The organism is Guyparkeria halophila (assembly GCF_034479635.1).
Classification (GTDB): domain Bacteria; phylum Pseudomonadota; class Gammaproteobacteria; order Halothiobacillales; family Halothiobacillaceae; genus Guyparkeria; species Guyparkeria halophila.
This window is the reverse complement of record NZ_CP140153.1, coordinates 1,098,561-1,116,154: the sequence shown is the minus strand read 5'-3', so window position 1 is coordinate 1,116,154 and position 17,594 is coordinate 1,098,561. Positions and strand designations below refer to the sequence as shown.

Below are 17,594 nucleotides of genomic sequence, written 5' to 3'. Positions count from 1 at the left end.
CATGAGCCAGTCACTCAGCTTACGTGCCGGCCTCGTCTCGATTCTCCTGCTGCTCGCCTTCATCGGCGCGTGGTGGGGGGCCACCCTGCCCACCCAGGTCGACCTGGGCGACATGGACCCCGAGTACGCCGCGATGATGGGGCTGGACACGGTGCAGGAGTCGGACATCCCCACCCCGGGCGATATCGGCTCGGCGATCTGGACGCACCTGTCCGACCCGTTCTACGTCGAGGGCTCCAACGACATGGGCATCGGCTACCAGCTGGCCCATTCGCTCTGGCGGGTGCTCGCCGGTTTCGCGCTGGCCGCCCTGGTCGCGGTGCCACTGGGCTTTCTGATCGGCATGTCGCCGTTGATGCACAAGGCGCTGGACCCCTACATCCAGATCCTCAAGCCGATCTCGCCGCTCGCCTGGATGCCGTTGGCGCTCTACATCATCCAGGACGCCTCGATCTCGTCGATCTTCGTGATCTTCATCTGTTCGATCTGGCCGATGATGGTGAACACCGCCTACGGGGTCGCCTCGGTCCGCGACGACTGGCTGGCCGTGGCCAAGACCCTCGAGGTCGGTCCGATCAAGAAGGCCTTCAAGGTGATCCTGCCGGCCGCCGCGCCGACCATCCTCACCGGCATGCGCATCTCGATGGGTATCGCCTGGCTGGTCATCGTCGCCGCGGAAATGCTCGTCGGCGGTACCGGCATCGGCTACTTCATCTGGAACGAGTGGAACAACCTCGATCTTGCCAACGTGATCTTCGCCATCCTGTTGATCGGCGTGGTCGGCATGATCCTCGACATGATCTTCGGCCTGCTTGGCAAGGCCGTCAGTTATAAGGAGGTCTGAACATGACTACCCCCGCATTCATCCAGGTCGACGGTCTGGAAAAGACCTTCCCTGGACCGCTGGGCCAGGAACCGGTCACCGTGTTCCAGAACCTGGACTTTGAAATCGAAAAGGGCGAATTCGTCTGCCTGATCGGCCACTCCGGCTGCGGCAAGTCGACCATCCTCAACATCCTCGCCGGACTGGACGCCGCATCCGACGGCTACGTGTTCATGGAGAACAAGGAAGTCACCGGCCCGGGTCTCGACCGCGGCGTGGTCTTCCAGGGCCATGCCCTGATGCCCTGGCTGACGGTACGCGAGAACGTCGCCTTCGCGGTCAAGTCACGCTTCAAGCATCACTCGAAGGATGAAGTGAACGCGCAGGTGGAGAAGTACGTCGACATGGTCGGCCTGACCCCGGCGATCGACAAGAAGCCGCACCAGCTTTCCGGCGGCATGCGCCAGCGAGTCGGTATCGCCCGGGCCTTCGCCATCGAGCCGAAGATGCTGCTGATGGACGAGCCGTTCGGTGCGCTCGACGCGCTGACCCGCGGGGTGATCCAGGACGAGTTGCTGGCGATCTGTCAGGCCACCAACCAGACGGTATTCATGATCACCCACGACGTGGACGAGGCGATCTTGCTGGCCGACAAGATCCTGTTGATGACCAACGGCCCGTTCGCCGAGGTCGCCGAATGCGCCTACAACCCCCTGACCAAGCCGCGTTCCCGCCAGGAGATGCACCACGACGACCACTACTACCCGTTCCGCAATCACCTGATGGACTTCCTGGTCAACGGGCCGAGCACCCCTTACGCCGACAAGTCATCCGATGGCACGCCGCCGGCGATGGAGGAGGCCCCGCGCACCGGCCCGAAGCGGGTGGTCAACGCCTGACCCTGGGCGATCGCCGAGTCAGTCACCCATCCGGCCCCGGAGCCAAGACCGGGGCCGGATTTTTTTCGTGTCGTCATCGGCCGGGAGAACGGCCGAAAGAATGGCCGCTAGAACGGCCGCAAGAATGGAAATAACCGGCTATCCTGTCGCCTCGTCACCGGTCACGGAAACCGTGGTGACCAACGGTTGTCATAACCTCGACTCATCGCCGCGATGCCCCGCCCTCCCGACGACACCAACGACACAAATGGGTGAATATCGACAGATGAAATCCGGAATCCCCATGCCAAGCCATCGCCTGTTCAAGCCCCTCGTGCTGGCCTTCCTGCTGGCCGGTCTCGTCACGCCGGCCACGGCGGCCGAGGTCCACGAAACCACCCTCGACAACGGCCTCAAGGTCCTGGTCCTGCCGGACGAGCGCGCGCCAGTGGTCACGCATCAGATCTGGTACAAAGTCGGCTCGGTCGACGAACCGGGCGGGATCACCGGGATCGCCCACATGTTCGAGCACATGATGTTCAAGGGCACGGAAAACCTCGGCCCCGGCGAGTTCTCGGACATCATCGCCCGGCTGGGTGGCGAGGAAAACGCCTTCACCGGCCGCGATTTCACCGGCTATTACCAGACGCTTGCCGCCAATGAGCTGGAGACGGTGATGCGCTGGGAGGCCGACCGCATGGCCAACCTCGAGATCGACCCCGAGGAGTTCGCGCGCGAAAAGGAAGTGGTCAAGGAGGAATGGCGCTCGCGCGTGCGAGACAATCCCAATGCCCGCCTGAACCAGTTGCTCTATGCCACGGCCTTTACCAGCAGCGGCTATCACCATCCGATCATCGGCTGGAAGACTGATATCGACGCCTACACCGTCGAGGACCTGCAACGCTGGTACCGGGAGCATTACGCCCCCAACAACGCCACCCTGATCGTGGTCGGCGACGTCGAGCCGCCGGCCGTGGTCGAGCTGGCCGAGCGCCACTACGGCAAGGTCGCGCAACGCGCCCTGTCCCCGGCCAAGCCCCGCGAAGAGATGACGCAACACGGCCTCAAGCGGGCCAACCTCGGCATCCCCGCCAATCTGCCGCACCTGACGATGGGCTACAAGGTCCCCTCACTGGTCACCGCCGCGGAGGCGCGCACGGCCTATGCACTCGCGGTCACCTCGGGCATTCTCGCTGGCGATTCGGGGGCACGCCTGAACAACGACCTGGTGCGAGCCGGCAAGCTTTCGGCGGCTTCGGCGGGCTACAACCTGAATGCCCGTGAAACGACCCTGTTCACCGTCGATGCCACCCCGCGCGACGGCCAATCACTCGACGAGGTCGAACGACTGTTGCGCGAACAGATCGAGCGACTGAAGAACGAACCGGTCGAGAAAGACGAACTCGAGCGCATCAAGGCCCAGGTCGTCGCCTCGGATGTCTATCAGCGTGATTCGTTGTTCTACCAGGGCATGAAACTGGGGATCTACGAGACGGTCGGTCTCGACTATCGTCTTGCCGACCGATTCGTGGCGGGCGTGCGCGCGGTCACCGTCGACGATGTGCAGGCGGTCGCCCGGGAATACTTCCGGGACGACGGGCTCACCATCGCCACCCTCGAACCGGCAAGCGACGAATCGACCACCCTGCCCAGCCCGACCGGAGGTATCGACCGTGTCCACTGATGCGCGCAACCGTATTTGGCCGGCAATCCTCGCCCTCGGGGTCCTGCTGCTGTCCGCCACCGCGCGTGCCGAGCCACTGCTGGCACTGCAGACCTGGCAGACCGACAACGGCGCCGAGGTGCTGTTCTACCCCACCGACAGCCTGCCGATGGTCGACGCCCGGGTGATCTTCGATGCCGGCAGTGCGCGCGACCCCGAGGGCCGTGGCGGCACGGCCAGCCTGACCGCCTCATTGCTCGAGGAAGGCACCACCAAGCGGGATGCCAAGGCGATCGCCGATGGTTTTGCCCGCGTCGGGGCCGAGTTCTCCGCCAGCGCCAACCTCGAGTCAACCGCCGTGCGCCTGCGCAGCCTGACCGAAACGGACTGGCTCTGGCCGGCCGTCGAGCTGATGGCCGAGGTCATCGCCCAGCCGGCCTTCGAGGACGGGGACATCCAGCGCGAACGCGCGCGCCAGTTGCGCGGCATCCAGTCCCGCCAGCAATCCCCGCAGGCGGTCGCCAGCGATGCCTTGCGCAAGGCCGCCTTCGGTGATCACCCCTACGCGCACCCCACCGACGGCACGCGCGAGTCGGTGGAGTCGATTGACCCGTCGGATGTTCGCGCCTTCCACCAGCAGTGGTTCGTGGCCGCCAACGCCACGGTGGTGATCGTGGGCGACCTGGACATCGAGCAGGCGCGCCGCCTGGCCGACACGCTCACCGGCGGCCTGCCAACGGGCGAGTCCGCCCCGATCCTGCCCGAGGTCCCGCCACTGCAGAAATCCGACACCGTGCGCATCGACTTTCCCTCGGAGCAGTCGACGGTGCTGGTCGCGCTCGATGGCATCGCGCGCAAGCACGAGGACTACCTGCCGCTCTACGTGGGCAACCACATGCTGGGCGGCAGCGGCTTTGCCTCACGGCTGATGTCCGAACTGCGCGAGAAACGCGGCCTGGCCTACAGCACGTACAGCTACCTGATGCCGCTGCGTGCCGGCGGGCGATTGGTCATGGGAATCCAGACCCGCAATGACCAGGTCGACACCGCCCTGACGCTGATGAATGAGGAATTGTCACGTTTCATCGACGAGGGTCCGACCAGCGAGGAACTGGCCGACAGTCAGGCCAATATCGTCGGCGGCTTTCCCATGCGCCTGAACAGCAACGGCAAGATCATCGAACAGATCGGCGCACTGGCCTTCCTCGACCTGCCGCTGGATTACTTCGACGACTACACCGACCGGATCGAGGCCGTGACGGCCGAGGAGATCCGGCAGGCCTTCGACCGGCATGTCGAGCCGCAGAAACGAATGGTGGTGATCGTCGGCCCAACGGCCGAGAAAACGGGAGTCGACGAGGGGGCCGACTAACGGCTGAGACAGGCATGCCTTGGGAACTTGCGACGAGCCGGCCTATCAAAGCGGTCATCGGTTGAACGTCACGGACCGGGCCAATTGCGGATTGAGCCAACGGCCCGTGGCAGCACTCACAGGAGCCTCACCATGACCCACCGCATCCAAACCTTGGGCTTTCCCACTCTGCTCGCTGCCCTGATCCTGCCGGCCACGGCCGCGTTCGGCGGCGATCTTCACCGCGACGCCGCCATTGGCGGGGCGATCGGCGGCGCCCTGGGCGGTGTCGTCGGGGCTGAAGTCGGGGGCCGCGAAGGCGCGATCGTCGGTTCGGGCATCGGCGCGGCCGTCGGCACGGGCGTCAGCACGCGCAACAGCCGTGATGATCGGTATTATCGCGATGACGGCCACCACGAGCGCCACCGCTACCGCGAGGGCCACGGCCACTCACATGGCCGCTTCTGTCCGCCGGGTCTGGCCAAGCAGGGCCGTTGCTGAACCAGGCGCATCCACCTCGCCCCCCGTATTCGCGCACCTGGCCCACAAACAGAAAACGCCACCGACTTGTCGGTGGCGTTTTTGATTTGGGCTCAACGCGGGTCACCGTCGGCTCGGCTCCCGGGGCGGCTTCCGAATTACGCCTGGTCGTTCTTCCCTCTGCCCTCGTCTGAGCTCTCCCGGCTGTCGTCACCGTGACCATTGAGCACCTGCTTCGCCGGTGAGAGCAGACGCAGGCTGGCGAAGGTGAGGATCGAGAGCAACAAGGCGATCTCGAAGTGATTCCAGGCCACGGCCACCCCGATCGCACCGGTGGTCCAGAGACTGGCCGCGGTGGCGGTCCCGTGCGCATGACTCTGGCTCTTGAGGATCGCCCCGCCACCGATAAAGCCCATGCCGGTGATGATCCCTTCGAACACGCGCGCCTCGGCATCGCTGGAATCCAGCACATTGATGCCCAACAGCATGTAGGCGCAGCTGGCCACCGCCACCAACGGGAAGGTGCGCAGCCCGGCCGAACGTGAGTGCCGCTCTCGCTCCAAACCCACCGGGAGGGCCAGCACATACGCCGCGGCCAGGTAGGTCAGGTTCCAGTAGACCGACTGCCAGTCGATGTCGAATATCATTCGTCACCTCTCCTTGGTGACGGGTCAAAGCGACTCGTTGACTCGTTGGGAATGCTCCCGCAGGAGTTCGTCGGCGCGATGCTTCTCGTCCTCGTCTCGCGCGTGGACCACCACCGTCCACTCGCCATGCGTCGAGGCATCCCGGGTATCCGCAATCACTCGCTCATGATCCAGTCGGACGGACACCACACCAGCGCCGAGCATGCCGATCAGGCCGCCGATTACGGCCAAAATGCCGTACACCCAGGCCGGCCGGGTCTGCGCAAAGTCAAACCCCGCGCCGACCAGGATGCCGGCTAGGATCAGACCGACGACGGCACCGATGACGCCGAGCACCGCATGGGAACGAAGAATGGTCCGGGAGATCTCGGACGACTCCGGCTCCAGTTTTTCCGCTCGCTGGGGATCGTTCGGCTCGACCACGTCGATCTGCTCGGTCGACAGACCGACCTTAGCCGCCAGTGCGCTCGCCGCGTCGCGGGCACGGCGCTCGTCGTGGAACACGGCATCGACTAGATGCGGAAAGCGTTCGCTGATGATCGTTGCCTGAGTCATAAACCACCTCCTGATCGGGTGAACCGGCGAATTTCAACCAGAAATCCGTGTCTGTTGATGGGATTTATGCAGGAGACGTTAGTTCACAGATCGCCGGTTGGCTCGGAAGAAGCCGGGCAATGACCGCGACGGATCAGCCGGGGCGTAGCACGAGCGCGAGACGTGCACCGGCGGCGGGACGGTGGGCGTCAGTCTCGCTTGAAGCGGGTGACCAGCTCGTGAAGCTCGGCGGCAATGCGCTCGAGATCGTGGATCTTCTCCTCGGCGGAGGCCGACTGGCCGAGGCTGGAGTTGGCCAGGTCGGAGATATTGTGCACCTGCCGATCGATCTCGCCGGACACGGTCGCCTGCTCCTCGACGGCGGCGGCCATCGAGGTGGCCATGTCCCGGATCTGCGCCACCGCCTCGGCCACGCCATTGAGCATTTCCTCCGACTCACGCACGCGCTCGACCCCGGCGGTAGCCGCGTCCCGACCACGCCGGGCCACGGCCACCGATTCCTCGGCCTGCTGCGTCAATGACCCGATAATCTCGTGGATGTCACGGGTCGACTCCTGGGTCCGCCGCGCCAGATCGCGCACCTCCTCGGCCACCACGGAAAAGCCGCGGCCGTGTTCGCCGGCCCGTGCCGCCTCGATGGCGGCATTCAACGCGAGCAGGTTGGTCTGCTGGGCGATCTGATCGATGATGCCGGCGGCGCTGGCGATCGCCCCGGTCTGGTTCGATACCCCCTCGACGGAATCCCCGATGGCATTGACCGTCCCCTGCAGGTCGACAATCGACTCACGGGTGCGGGTGGACAGGTGCCGCCCCTCCTCGACCAGTTCCTGGGAACGACTGGCCTCGTCCGCCGTGCGCTGGACGTGTTCGGAGACGTCATTGATGGTGGTCGACATCTCGTGCATGGCCGCCGCGACCTGCTCGGTCTCCGCCTGTTGACGCGCGATTTCGTCCTTGGCCTGGGTGGACAGCTCCAGGCTCACCGAAGACTGACGACTGACCTGGTCCGAGGCATCCTCGATCCGGGTCAGTACCGTGATCATCCGCGCCTGCTCGCTCTTGATCGAGACCTTCAGGCGACCCAGCAAACCCGCCTCGCCGGTGTAGGAATCCACCGCCAGCGGATGGCTGAAGGCATTGGGCAGCTGTTCGGTCAGAGCGGAAATCAGTTGCCGCTCACGCAGCCGCCCCATCACAGCGAACACCAGGCCGGTGGCGGCCAATGCCCACAAGGCCGGCAGGCCGTGTCCAACGGCCCACAGGCCGGCCGAGACGGCCAGGCCCACCACGCCGATCACATCCTGGCCATGCAGACGGAATCTTCGTGCCCGATAACCCCGCTGGTTGATGCGTCGATACAGGCGCTCGGCTCGCTTGACGTCCTCGCGCGACGGGCAGGAACGCACCGACTCGTAGCCGATCACCTCGCCGTGTTCGGTAATCGGCGTCACATACGCATCCACCCAGTAGTAACCGCCGTTCTTCGATCGGTTCTTGACCAGCCCCATCCAAGGCTGACCGGCCTTGAGATGCGTCCACATCACCTCGAAGGCCAACGGCGGCATGTCCGGGTGCCGCACGATGTTGTGCGGCTGGCCGATCAGCTCGTCACGTGAATAGCCGCTGATATTGACGAACGCCTCGTTGCAATACGTGATCCGACCTTGGAGATCGGTGGTCGACACCAAGCGCTCCCCGGCAGGAAAGGTGTATTCGGTATCGGAGACGGGCAGGTTATTGCGCATGAATCAGTGACTACTCTAAGGGGAACAACGTGGGGCGTGACGACCATCGGATGCAGTGGCGGGCCGGGGCCATACATCCGTTCATTCAGATATTGTGGGTTATCGAGTTTACGGGGGAAAACTTTAGGGTTTTGCGAGGATTTTCCCCAACCGAACAAGGTCGGCTATTGATAAGCCAGCAAACGAACTGTCTAAAGGGGCGCGATTGTGCCACCCAGGCCCGTCGAATGCACCCCGTTTCCCGCTCAGCCGGAACCCCGCCCGCGTCCTTGCCTCCAACCACATGCGCTGCACGGCAAGTCCATGACGGCAGACCGACATTCGTGGAATCATCGAAAGGCTAGATCCGCGAACAACCGAGGAGGATTCGCGATTGATCAAGGGAATGCCGATACGACAGATGGGGCGCGTTGCCCTGCTCGCCCTGGTGCTGACCGGCTGCGCCCTGCCCCCGCTGGAGGGTCGCCACGTCAGTGTCACCCTCCCGCCGGCTGAGGCGCGTGCCACGCCGCTGGGCGACGCGCTTGCTCCGCAGAAGGCCGCCCACCCGGGAAAGACCGGGGTGTACCTGCTGTCGGATCCGGTGATGACCTTCGCGGCGCTGACCCACCTGGCGCGTACCGCCCAGCGCAGCCTCGATCTGCAGTACTACATCTGGTACGCCGATCGCTCCGGCACCCTGCTGCTGCGCGAACTACTGGATGCCGCCGACCGAGGGGTGCGCGTGCGGTTGCTGCTCGACGACCAGGGCACCCGGCAACTGGATGCCGAACTGGCCGCCCTGCACGACCACCCCAACATCGCTGTACGGCTGTTCAATCCGTTCATGACACGCGATGCCCGCTGGATCGGCTTTCTCACCGACTTCAATCGGGCCAACCGTCGCATGCACAACAAGGTCCTCATCGCCGACAACCAGGCGCTGATCAGCGGCGGGCGCAATATCGGCGACAGCTATTTCGGTTCGACCGACGGCTTCTTGTTCTCGGATCTCGACATCCTCGCCGTGGGGCCCGTGGTCGACGAGGTCTCGCGCGGCTTCGATCGGTACTGGCAAAGCCGCTCGGCCTATCCGGCCGACCGCATCCTGCCCACCCCAGAAGACGAGGCGGCCGCCGAAACCCGGGAAACGCTCGACTTCAAGGCCGATGCCATCGCACTCGACCCGCAGGCCGAGGATCTGATGGTGGCGGTGCGCGAGAACTACGTCGTCGACCAGTTGCTCAACGGGCAGCTGGGACTGGAATGGGCACCCACACGGCTGGTGATCGACCCGCCGACCAAGGGGCTGGGCGAACACGATCCCAACGAGCTCCTTACCCTCTCGCTGCGCGAGCAACTGCGTTCACCGGAACAGTCGCTCGACATCATCTCCTCGTTCTTCGTCCCCACCCCGACGCTCACCGACGACCTGATCTCACTCGCTCGCCAGGGCGTCCGAGTGCGCGTATTGACCAACTCGCTCGACGCGACCGACATGGCCCCGGCACACACCGGCTACGCCCGCTACCGGCGCCCGCTGCTCGAGGCCGGGGTGGAGCTGTTCGAGATGCGGCGGGTCGCGGAGGAAGAACCACGGCCGGAGGGCGCCGGGCCTTTCGGCAGCCCGGCGACCACCCTGCACGCCAAGGCCGTCGTGGTGGACGACCGGCAGGTATTCATCGGGTCCTATAACGTCGATCCCCGTTCGGTACTACTCAATACCGAACTCGGGTTCGTCATCGACAGTCCGGACCTGGCCCGGGCGATCAGCCATACCTTCGAGATGCACGTACCTACGAGTGCCTACCGGCTAAAACTGGAGCATGGCGAGATTCGCTGGCTGGAACAGACCGACGACGGCGTCACCACCCACCCCAACGAACCGGGCGCCGGTCCGCTCAAGCGCGCGGTGACGTGGTTCTTCTCGCTGATGCCGATCGAGTGGATGCTGTAACAGTCCGTCGGGGGTCGCCCGACATAGGCTCATTCCCACCCTGGCGCGCCGCTATCTGAGAACCGGCGTAGCCACGCCGGCCAACTCGATCGGCGCTAGCCGGCCGACATCGCCATGACTCGTTGTCCCGGTCCACGGACCATAACGGCGAACGAACAAAACGGTCCGGTTTCCGCTCGCCGGTGTCGATCGACTCGACGCCAACAACCGCTCCTTCGCCGTGGCGGGTGAACCAGCCGATCTAACCCGGGGCCGACGCCACACGGGCCTGTGATACCGGCCTCGACACGCAAAGGCAGCTGACCGAGCGTCGCGCCCGGCTGGCCGAAACCACCCACACCGCTCCCGAGTACCGCTTCTACGCCCTGGCGGGTGGCCCGCCCGAACGCCCCGGGCTGGTGCGCGTCACCGATGGCGGCAAGGCCATCGACGTGGAGGTCTGGAACGTGCCCGCAAGCCTGTTCGGTTCGTTCGTCGCCGGTATTCCCACCCCGCTCGGCATCGGCAAGCTCACGCTCGCCGACGGCCGCGAGGTGCCGGGCTTCATCGCCGAGCCGATTGCCCCCGAGGGCGCGACCGAGATCATCGAACTGGGCGCCTGGCGCCGCTATATCGCGTCGCGCCGCTAGACAGCACGCTGGTTGCACCGCGCCGGTGCGCCGGCTCGGCAGACTGCACCGGCAGGCTGCTGCCCATCAATGCACCGGCGGCGGGCAAGCGCGCCACCGCGTCGCCCCGTCGGCTGGCATGGGAGTTGCTCAAAGGGCGGCAAGCGCCGTCGCCGCGCGATGCCACACCGGCATGCCGTGACGCGGCGACATCATCCCGAGGAACGACAACAAATGCCCACCGAGCCATGCGCGTGATGCTCATCGATCAGGATCGCGGTCGCGCCGCGATCGTCGAACAGTCCCTGCAGGATGCCGGGCACGAGGTGGTGGCCCGACTGGCCAGCGTCGAGCGGCTTGTGCAGGAGGTCGAGGTCCACCAGCCGGACGTGGTGATCATCGACATCGAATCACCCGACCGCGACGCGTTGGAAAACATGTCCGTGGTCTCGCGCGACAACCCCCGCCCCATCGTCCTGTTCTCCGAAGAGGACAGCGAGGAGAGCATTGCCCGGGCGATCAAGGCCGGGGTAAGCGCCTACGTCTCCGACGGCATGCGCGCCGAACGGGTCCGACCGATCGTCGATGTCGCCGTCGCCCGATTCCGCGAATTTCAGGCCCTGCGTAACGAGCTCGACGAGACCCGCACCCAGCTCGAGGACCGCAAGCTGATCGAGAAGGCCAAGGGCCTTTTGATGAAGCATCGCGACTTCGACGAAACCCAGGCCTACCACGCCATGCGCAAGATGGCGATGGACCGCAATCAGCGACTGGTCGAGACGGCGCGCAACGTGATCGCGGTATTCGATCTCGTCGGCGACGACGGCATCTGAGAGGCACGGCATGCACCCGACCCACAAGACGACCTACCAGCCCGAGAAGCCCCGCCTGGCGCTCGGCTTCATCCCCCTGACCGACTGTGCCCCGCTGATCGTTGCCCGCGAGCAGGGCCTGTTCCAGAAGTGGGGGATCAACGTGGAGCTTAAGCGCGAGGTGTCCTGGGCCAACATCCGCGACCGGGTGATCATCGGCGAGCTCGACGGCGCGCAGATGCTCGCCCCCATGCCGCTGGCCTGCACGGCCGGACTGGGCTCGGTGACCAAGGCGATGCTGGCCCCGTTCGTCCTCAACCTCAACGGCAACGCCATCACCCTGTCGGCCAGCCTGCATCGCGAGCTGCTGGAACAGGCAGGCGACAGTGATCCCGAGGCCCTGGGCCGCGCGCTCAAGCAGCTGGTGAGCCGCGAACGGGCTGAAGGACTGGCCAAACGCACCTTCGCCACGGTGTTCCCCTATTCCATGCACACGCTGCAGCTGCGGCTGTGGCTCAAGCATCACGGTATCGAGCCCGATCGCGACGTGCGCATCGTGGTGATCCCGCCACCGCAGATGGTCGCCAACCTCGACCAGGGCCATGTCGACGGCTTCTGTGTCGGCGAACCGTGGAACACCCTTGCCGTCCAGCAGGGGGCGGGACACATCGCGATCACCGGCTACGAGATCTGGAACAACAGCCCCGAGAAGGTCCTCGGCGTGACCCGTGCCTGGGCCGAGGCCCACCCGCAGACGCTCAAGGCGTTGATGGCCGCCCTCTACGAGGCCTGTGCCTGGCTGGACGAGCCGGCGAACCGGCTCGATGCGGCCCGGATGATCGCCGAGGCACACGTGATCGACGCCCCCGAGGACGCCATCACCCCGTCGCTCGCCGGGCAACTGCGTATGGGCCGGGACGAGCCGATCGTCGAACTGCCCGATTTCAACGTCTTCCATCGCTACGCGGCCAACTACCCCTGGTGGTCGCAGGCAATGTGGATGCTCGAGCAACTGCGCCTGGACGGCGATCTCGCCGGTGAGCAGAGCCCGGACACCGCCCGGCTGGCCGCCGAGGTGTTCGACGACCGCCCCTACCGCGAGCTGATGCAGGAACTGGGTGAGCCCCTGCCCGCCGAACGCAGCAAGCGCGAGGGCGACCACCCGGCCAACTGGCAGGACGACAGCGGACAGACCCTGGGCGCGGACCGCTTTCTCGACGGACGAACCTTCGATCCGTCCGGCTGACAGCGGTGCTCACTGCACCACGATGGCGAGCGACATGACGCCTCATGGGGCAACAAGCGACCACCCCGCCGAGGAAGAAATACGCAACCCTTTGTTTTACTGTCATTAAAAAGTCTGGCACAGCCCATGCATTGAATGGGGCACGCTCCGCCAACGGCGGTGAGAGCAACCAATCAGATCGAGCAACGGCGCTCACGCATCCGGGTAACACCCCCGGTACGTGAGCGCTTTTTTTATGCCCAACGGATCGCCCACAGGAGAGATCTAATGACCACGACCCATCCGTCACGACGCCACTTTCTCAAGCGCACCGCGATGAGCCTGGCCGCCGCGGCCTTTGCCGGCAGCGCCCTGACCGCCCTGCCGGCACAGGCCGAGGTCGGCTATCCGGAAAAGGAGGCCCTGACCTTCGGTTTCATCAAGCTGACCGACATGGCGCCGCTCGCCATCGCCTACGAGAAGGGCTTCTTCGAGGACGAGGGCCTGTACGTGACGCTCGAGGCCCAGGCCAACTGGAAGGTACTGCTCGACGGCGTGATCACCGGCCAGCTCGACGGCGCACACATGCTGGCAGGCCAGCCGTTGGCAGCCACCATCGGCTACGGCACCGAGGCCGAAATCATCACGCCGTTCTCCATGGACCTCAACGGCAACGGCATCACGCTCGCCAACGACGTCTGGGAGGAAATGCTCCCCAACCTGCCCAAACGTGACGACGGCAAGCCGGCCCATCCGATCAAGGCCGACTACCTCAAGCCCGTGGTCGACGAGCGCAATGCCGCCGGCGACCCCTTCAAGATGGGCATGGTCTTTCCCGTCTCGACCCACAACTACGAGCTGCGCTACTGGCTGGCCGCCGGCGGCATTCATCCGGGCTACTACGACCCGAGCAACGGCGACACCTCCGGGCTCATCGATGCCGATGCGCAGCTTTCGGTCACCCCGCCCCCGCAGATGCCGGCGACCCTGGAGGCCGGCACCATCAGCGGCTACTGCGTCGGCGAGCCCTGGAACCAGCAGGCCGTGTTCAAGGACATCGGCGTGCCGGTGATCACCGACTACGAGATCTGGAAGAACAACCCCGAGAAGGTCTTCGGCATCACCCGCGAGTTCGCCGAGAAGTACCCCAACACCACCGTCCATCTGGTCAAGGCCCTGATCCGTGCAGCCAAGTGGCTGGACGAGGACAACAACGCCAACCGGCCCGAGGCGGTGGAGATCCTGTCACGGCCGAACTACGTCGGTGCCGACGAGGAAGTGATCGCCAACTCCATGACCGGCACCTTCGAATACGAAAAGGGTGACGAGCGCCCGGTGCCGGACTTCAACGTCTTCTTCCGCTACAACGCGACCTACCCGTACTACTCGGATGCCATCTGGTACCTGACCCAGATGCGCCGCTGGGGGCAGATTGCCGAGCACAAGTCCGACGACTGGTACATGCAGACCGCCAAGCAGGTCTACCGCCCGGACCTCTACGCCCTGGCCGCAAAGGAGCTGATCGCCGAAGGAAAGATGAGCGCCGGCGACTTCCCGGACTTCGACAGCGAGACCGGCTACAAGCCGCCGCAGGGCGAGTTCATCGACGGCGTCACCTACGACGGCCGCAAGCCCAACGAGTACCTCCAGCAATTCCCCATCGGTCTCAAGGGCAAGGACCAGGTCTGACCGACCTGGCCTGGCCCACCACCCGGAGTTGAACCATGAACACGAACCTGTCACTCAAGACACCACGGGCCATCGCCCCGTTCGTGAAGCTGGCCCGGGGCGAAAGCCCCCGGGCGCAGCTCGACGTCCTGTTCCGCACCGTCGGCCTGCCGATCATCGGCCTGCTGGTCTTCCTGATGCTCTGGTCGGGCGTTGCCGCCAAGATCGACACCTCGCTGGGCCAGTTCCCAGGCCCGGCCCAGGTCTGGCATCAGACCGAAGCGCTCTACGTGGAGCACGTGGCCGAACGTGACAAGGCCACCGCCTTCTACGAGCGCCAGGAAGAGCGCATCGCCGAACGGCTGGCCAACGACCCGGATTACGAGCCGCGCATCCACGACTACCCCGGCAAGCCGACCTTCTTCGATCAGATCGTCACCAGCCTGATCACCGTGCTCTCGGGCTTCGTGATCGCCTCGATCCTCGCCATCCCGCTGGGCATCGTCATCGGCCTGAGCAGCAACCTGTACGCGGCGTTCAACCCGCTGGTACAGATCTTCAAGCCGGTCTCTCCGCTGGCCTGGCTGCCGCTGGTCACCATCGTCGTCAGCGCGGTCTACGTGACCGATGACCCGATGTTCGACAAGTCGTTCCTGACCTCGATGATCACGGTGGTGCTCTGCTGCCTGTGGCCGACGATGATCAACACCGCGGTGGGCGTGAACACCATCAGCCGCGACCTGATCAATGTCTCGCAGGTGCTGCGCCTGGGCTGGCTGACCCACGTGATCAAGATCGTCCTGCCCTCCTCCATCCCGATGATCTTCACCGGCCTGCGCCTGTCCCTGGGCATCGCCTGGATGGTGCTGATCGCCGCCGAAATGCTCGCCCAGAGCCCGGGCCTCGGCAAGTTCGTCTGGGACGAATTCCAGAACGGCTCGTCCGACTCGCTCGCCCGGATCATGGTCGCCGTGCTGGTGATCGGCCTGATCGGCTTTCTGCTCGATCGCGGCATGCTCGCGCTGCAACGCGCCGTGTCCTGGGACAAGACCGCCGTACTGCGTTAAGGAGACTTCGCCATGAGTGAATCACATCTCGAACTGACGGGCGTCGACATCGAGTTCCCCACGCCCAAGGGGCCCTTCCAGGCCCTCGACGACATCAACCTCAAGGTCGACGAAGGCGAGTTCATCTCGCTGATCGGCCACTCCGGCTGCGGCAAGTCGACCGTGCTCAACATCGTCGCCGGCCTGCACCAGGCCACCCGCGGCGGCGTGCTGCTCGACGGCCGCGAGGTCAACCAGCCGGGCCCCGAGCGGGCGGTGGTCTTCCAGAACCACTCCCTGCTGCCGTGGCTGACCGTCTACCAGAACGTCGAGCTGGCGGTGAAGAAGGTCTTCAAGGGCCGCATGAACCGCGCCGAAATGCGCGACTGGATCAACCACAACCTCGCCCTGGTACACATGGACCACGCCCTGCACAAGCGCCCGGACGAGATCTCCGGCGGCATGAAGCAGCGCGTCGGCATCGCCCGGGCGCTGGCGATGCAGCCAAAGGTGCTGTTGATGGACGAGCCCTTCGGCGCCCTCGACGCGCTGACCCGGGCCCATCTGCAGGACTCGCTGATGGAGATCCAGGCCGACCTCGGCAACACCGTGATCATGATCACCCACGACGTCGACGAGGCCGTGTTGCTCTCCGACCGCATCGTGATGATGACCAACGGTCCGGCGGCCACCGTCGGCGAGATCGTGCCGATCGACCTGCCGCGACCGCGCAACCGGCTGGCGCTGGCCGATGACCCGGCCTACAACCACTACCGCCACGAGGTGCTCACCTTCCTCTACGAGAAGCAGAAGAAGGTCGAGGAAATCGCCGGAGCGAATCCGGCGGCGGCCAAGAGCGGCTCCGAGGCCACGACGAAGGCCAAGGAGCGGGTCGCGTGAAACCGCGACTGGTAGTGATCGGCAACGGCATGGCCGGGGCGCGCCTGCTCGAAGAGCTGGTAGCCCGCGACGCCGGACGTCACGCCATCACCGTGTTCGGTGCCGAACCGCACGGCAACTACAACCGGATCATGCTCTCGCCGGTACTCGCCGGGGAGAAGACGGTCGCCGAGATCATGCTCAACCCGCGCGAGTGGTACGCCCGGCACGACATCACGCTGCATCTGGGCGACCCGGTGGTGGCGATCGACCGCACGCGGCGCGAGGTCACCAGCCGCGCCGGGGTCACCGTGCCCTACGACCAACTGGTGTTCGCCACGGGTTCACGCCCCTGGCTGCCCGAGATCCCGGGCATCGATCTGCCCGGCGTGGGCGGCTTCCGCGATCTAGCCGATGTCGAGACCCTGCAGGCCCGGCTAGCCGAACCCGCCCCGGTGGTGATCCTCGGCGGCGGGCTGCTGGGGCTGGAGGCCGCCGCGGGGCTGGCCGGCCACGGCATCGACGTCACGGTCGTCCACCGCAACCCGGTGCTGATGAACCGTCAGCTCGACGACGCGGCCGCCGCGATCCTGCGGCAGGCACTCGAGGCCCGTGGCGTGCGTTTCATCCTCGGCACGCAGGCCGAGGCGATCGAGGGCAGCGAGCGGGTCGAGGCGGTGCGGCTGGACGACGGCCGCCGCCTGCCGGCCGCAACGGTGCTATTCACCATCGGCATCCAGCCGGCGATCGCGCTCGCCCGGGAGGCCGGGCTCGACTGCGGCCGCGGCATCCGCGTCGACGACCAGCTGCGCAGCAGTGATCCGGCCATCCATGCCCTGGGCGAATGCATCGAGCACGACGGGCGCACTTACGGCCTGGTCGCCCCGATCTGGGAGCAGGCGCGCGTCCTAGCCGGGGTGCTGACCACTGGCCGCGGCCGCTACCGCGACCGGGCGACCTCCACCCGGCTGAAGGTCACCGGCATCGACGTGTTCTCCGCCGGGCGGATCGATCCCGCGCCGGGCGAACACTGCCTGCGCCTTCGTGACCCGCAACAAGGCATCTACAAGAAACTGATTCTCCGCGACGACAACGTGGTCGGCGTGGTGCTGGTCGGCGACGTGGCCGACGGGGGGTGGTTCTTCGACCTGCTCGGGGAACGGCGCGACATCAGCGCGTTCCGCGAGCGACTGCTGTTCGGCGAGCGCTTCTGCGAGCCGGACGACACGACCCGCCCCGCCATCGACTCGCCCACCGAAAACGCCGCCTAACACGGCG

General features: G+C 65.6%; 15 protein-coding genes and 1 pseudogene. 13 read left to right on the top strand and 3 right to left on the bottom strand.

The features are described from left to right. Position 1 precedes the first annotated feature (1 nt). From ntrB to SR882_RS05125, 5 genes are all read left to right on the top strand, one after another. Positions 2-844 (top strand): nitrate ABC transporter permease, encoded by an 843-nt coding sequence (ntrB, locus tag SR882_RS05145; RefSeq protein ID WP_322522264.1) that lies wholly within the window; start codon positions 2-4, stop codon positions 842-844. Positions 845-846: 2 nt separating this feature from the next. Then, positions 847-1,722 (top strand): ABC transporter ATP-binding protein, encoded by an 876-nt coding sequence (locus tag SR882_RS05140; RefSeq protein ID WP_322522263.1) that lies wholly within the window; start codon positions 847-849, stop codon positions 1,720-1,722. A 283-nt stretch (positions 1,723-2,005) separates the two neighbouring features. Continuing rightward, on the top strand, positions 2,006-3,385 hold the full coding sequence (locus SR882_RS05135; protein ID WP_322522262.1) for a M16 family metallopeptidase: 1,380 nt from the start codon (positions 2,006-2,008) through the stop codon (positions 3,383-3,385). Continuing rightward, the gene (locus SR882_RS05130) at positions 3,375-4,736 is read left to right on the top strand and encodes a M16 family metallopeptidase (RefSeq protein WP_322522261.1); all 1,362 of its coding nucleotides are present in this window, start codon (positions 3,375-3,377) and stop codon (positions 4,734-4,736) included. Before SR882_RS05135 ends, SR882_RS05130 begins: the two co-directional genes overlap by 11 nt. A gap of 132 nt (positions 4,737-4,868) precedes the next feature. After that, complete coding sequence (locus tag SR882_RS05125; protein ID WP_322522260.1) at positions 4,869-5,216, top strand: glycine zipper domain-containing protein; 348 nt, start codon at positions 4,869-4,871, stop codon at positions 5,214-5,216. Positions 5,217-5,353: 137 nt separating this feature from the next. Here the strand turns inward: SR882_RS05125 and SR882_RS05120 are convergent, their stop codons facing one another. The 3 genes from SR882_RS05120 to SR882_RS05110 form a co-directional block, all read right to left on the bottom strand. Beyond that, on the bottom strand, positions 5,354-5,842 hold the full coding sequence (locus SR882_RS05120; RefSeq protein ID WP_322522259.1) for an MgtC/SapB family protein: 489 nt from the start codon (positions 5,840-5,842) through the stop codon (positions 5,354-5,356). A 24-nt stretch (positions 5,843-5,866) separates the two neighbouring features. Then, complete coding sequence (locus SR882_RS05115) at positions 5,867-6,397, bottom strand: cell division FtsX domain-containing protein (RefSeq protein ID WP_322522258.1); 531 nt, start codon at positions 6,395-6,397, stop codon at positions 5,867-5,869. Positions 6,398-6,585: 188 nt separating this feature from the next. After that, positions 6,586-8,142, bottom strand: coding sequence for a methyl-accepting chemotaxis protein (locus tag SR882_RS05110; RefSeq protein WP_322522257.1), 1,557 nt, complete (start codon positions 8,140-8,142; stop codon positions 6,586-6,588). Between the two features lie 385 nt (positions 8,143-8,527). Between SR882_RS05110 and SR882_RS05105 the strand changes: the two genes are divergently transcribed. The 8 genes and pseudogenes from SR882_RS05105 (at position 8,528) to SR882_RS05070 (ending at position 17,587) form a co-directional block, all read left to right on the top strand. Continuing rightward, positions 8,528-10,078 carry a phospholipase D family protein gene (locus SR882_RS05105; RefSeq protein ID WP_322522256.1) on the top strand — a complete coding sequence of 517 codons (1,551 nt, stop codon included), beginning with the start codon at positions 8,528-8,530 and terminating at the stop codon, positions 10,076-10,078. Positions 10,079-10,365: 287 nt separating this feature from the next. Continuing rightward, positions 10,366-10,707, top strand: a pseudogene (locus tag SR882_RS05100) (allophanate hydrolase-related protein); the annotation flags it as partial. 236 nt (positions 10,708-10,943) lie between these two features. Continuing rightward, positions 10,944-11,519, top strand: coding sequence for an ANTAR domain-containing response regulator (locus SR882_RS05095; protein ID WP_322522254.1), 576 nt, complete (start codon positions 10,944-10,946; stop codon positions 11,517-11,519). Between the two features lie 10 nt (positions 11,520-11,529). Then, positions 11,530-12,744 carry a CmpA/NrtA family ABC transporter substrate-binding protein gene (locus tag SR882_RS05090; RefSeq protein ID WP_322522253.1) on the top strand — a complete coding sequence of 405 codons (1,215 nt, stop codon included), beginning with the start codon at positions 11,530-11,532 and terminating at the stop codon, positions 12,742-12,744. A 267-nt stretch (positions 12,745-13,011) separates the two neighbouring features. Further along, entirely contained in the window at positions 13,012-14,412 is a 1,401-nt protein-coding gene (locus tag SR882_RS05085) for a CmpA/NrtA family ABC transporter substrate-binding protein (RefSeq protein WP_322522252.1), read from the top strand. Positions 14,413-14,447: 35 nt separating this feature from the next. Beyond that, positions 14,448-15,458 (top strand): ABC transporter permease, encoded by a 1,011-nt coding sequence (locus SR882_RS05080; RefSeq protein WP_322522251.1) that lies wholly within the window; start codon positions 14,448-14,450, stop codon positions 15,456-15,458. Positions 15,459-15,470: 12 nt separating this feature from the next. Then, positions 15,471-16,337, top strand: a complete 867-nt coding sequence (locus SR882_RS05075) for an ABC transporter ATP-binding protein (protein ID WP_322522250.1) — start codon at positions 15,471-15,473, stop codon at positions 16,335-16,337. Then, positions 16,334-17,587, top strand: a complete 1,254-nt coding sequence (locus tag SR882_RS05070; RefSeq protein WP_322522249.1) for an NAD(P)/FAD-dependent oxidoreductase — start codon at positions 16,334-16,336, stop codon at positions 17,585-17,587. The genes SR882_RS05075 and SR882_RS05070 overlap by 4 nt, the downstream gene beginning before the upstream one ends. Positions 17,588-17,594 lie beyond the last annotated feature (7 nt).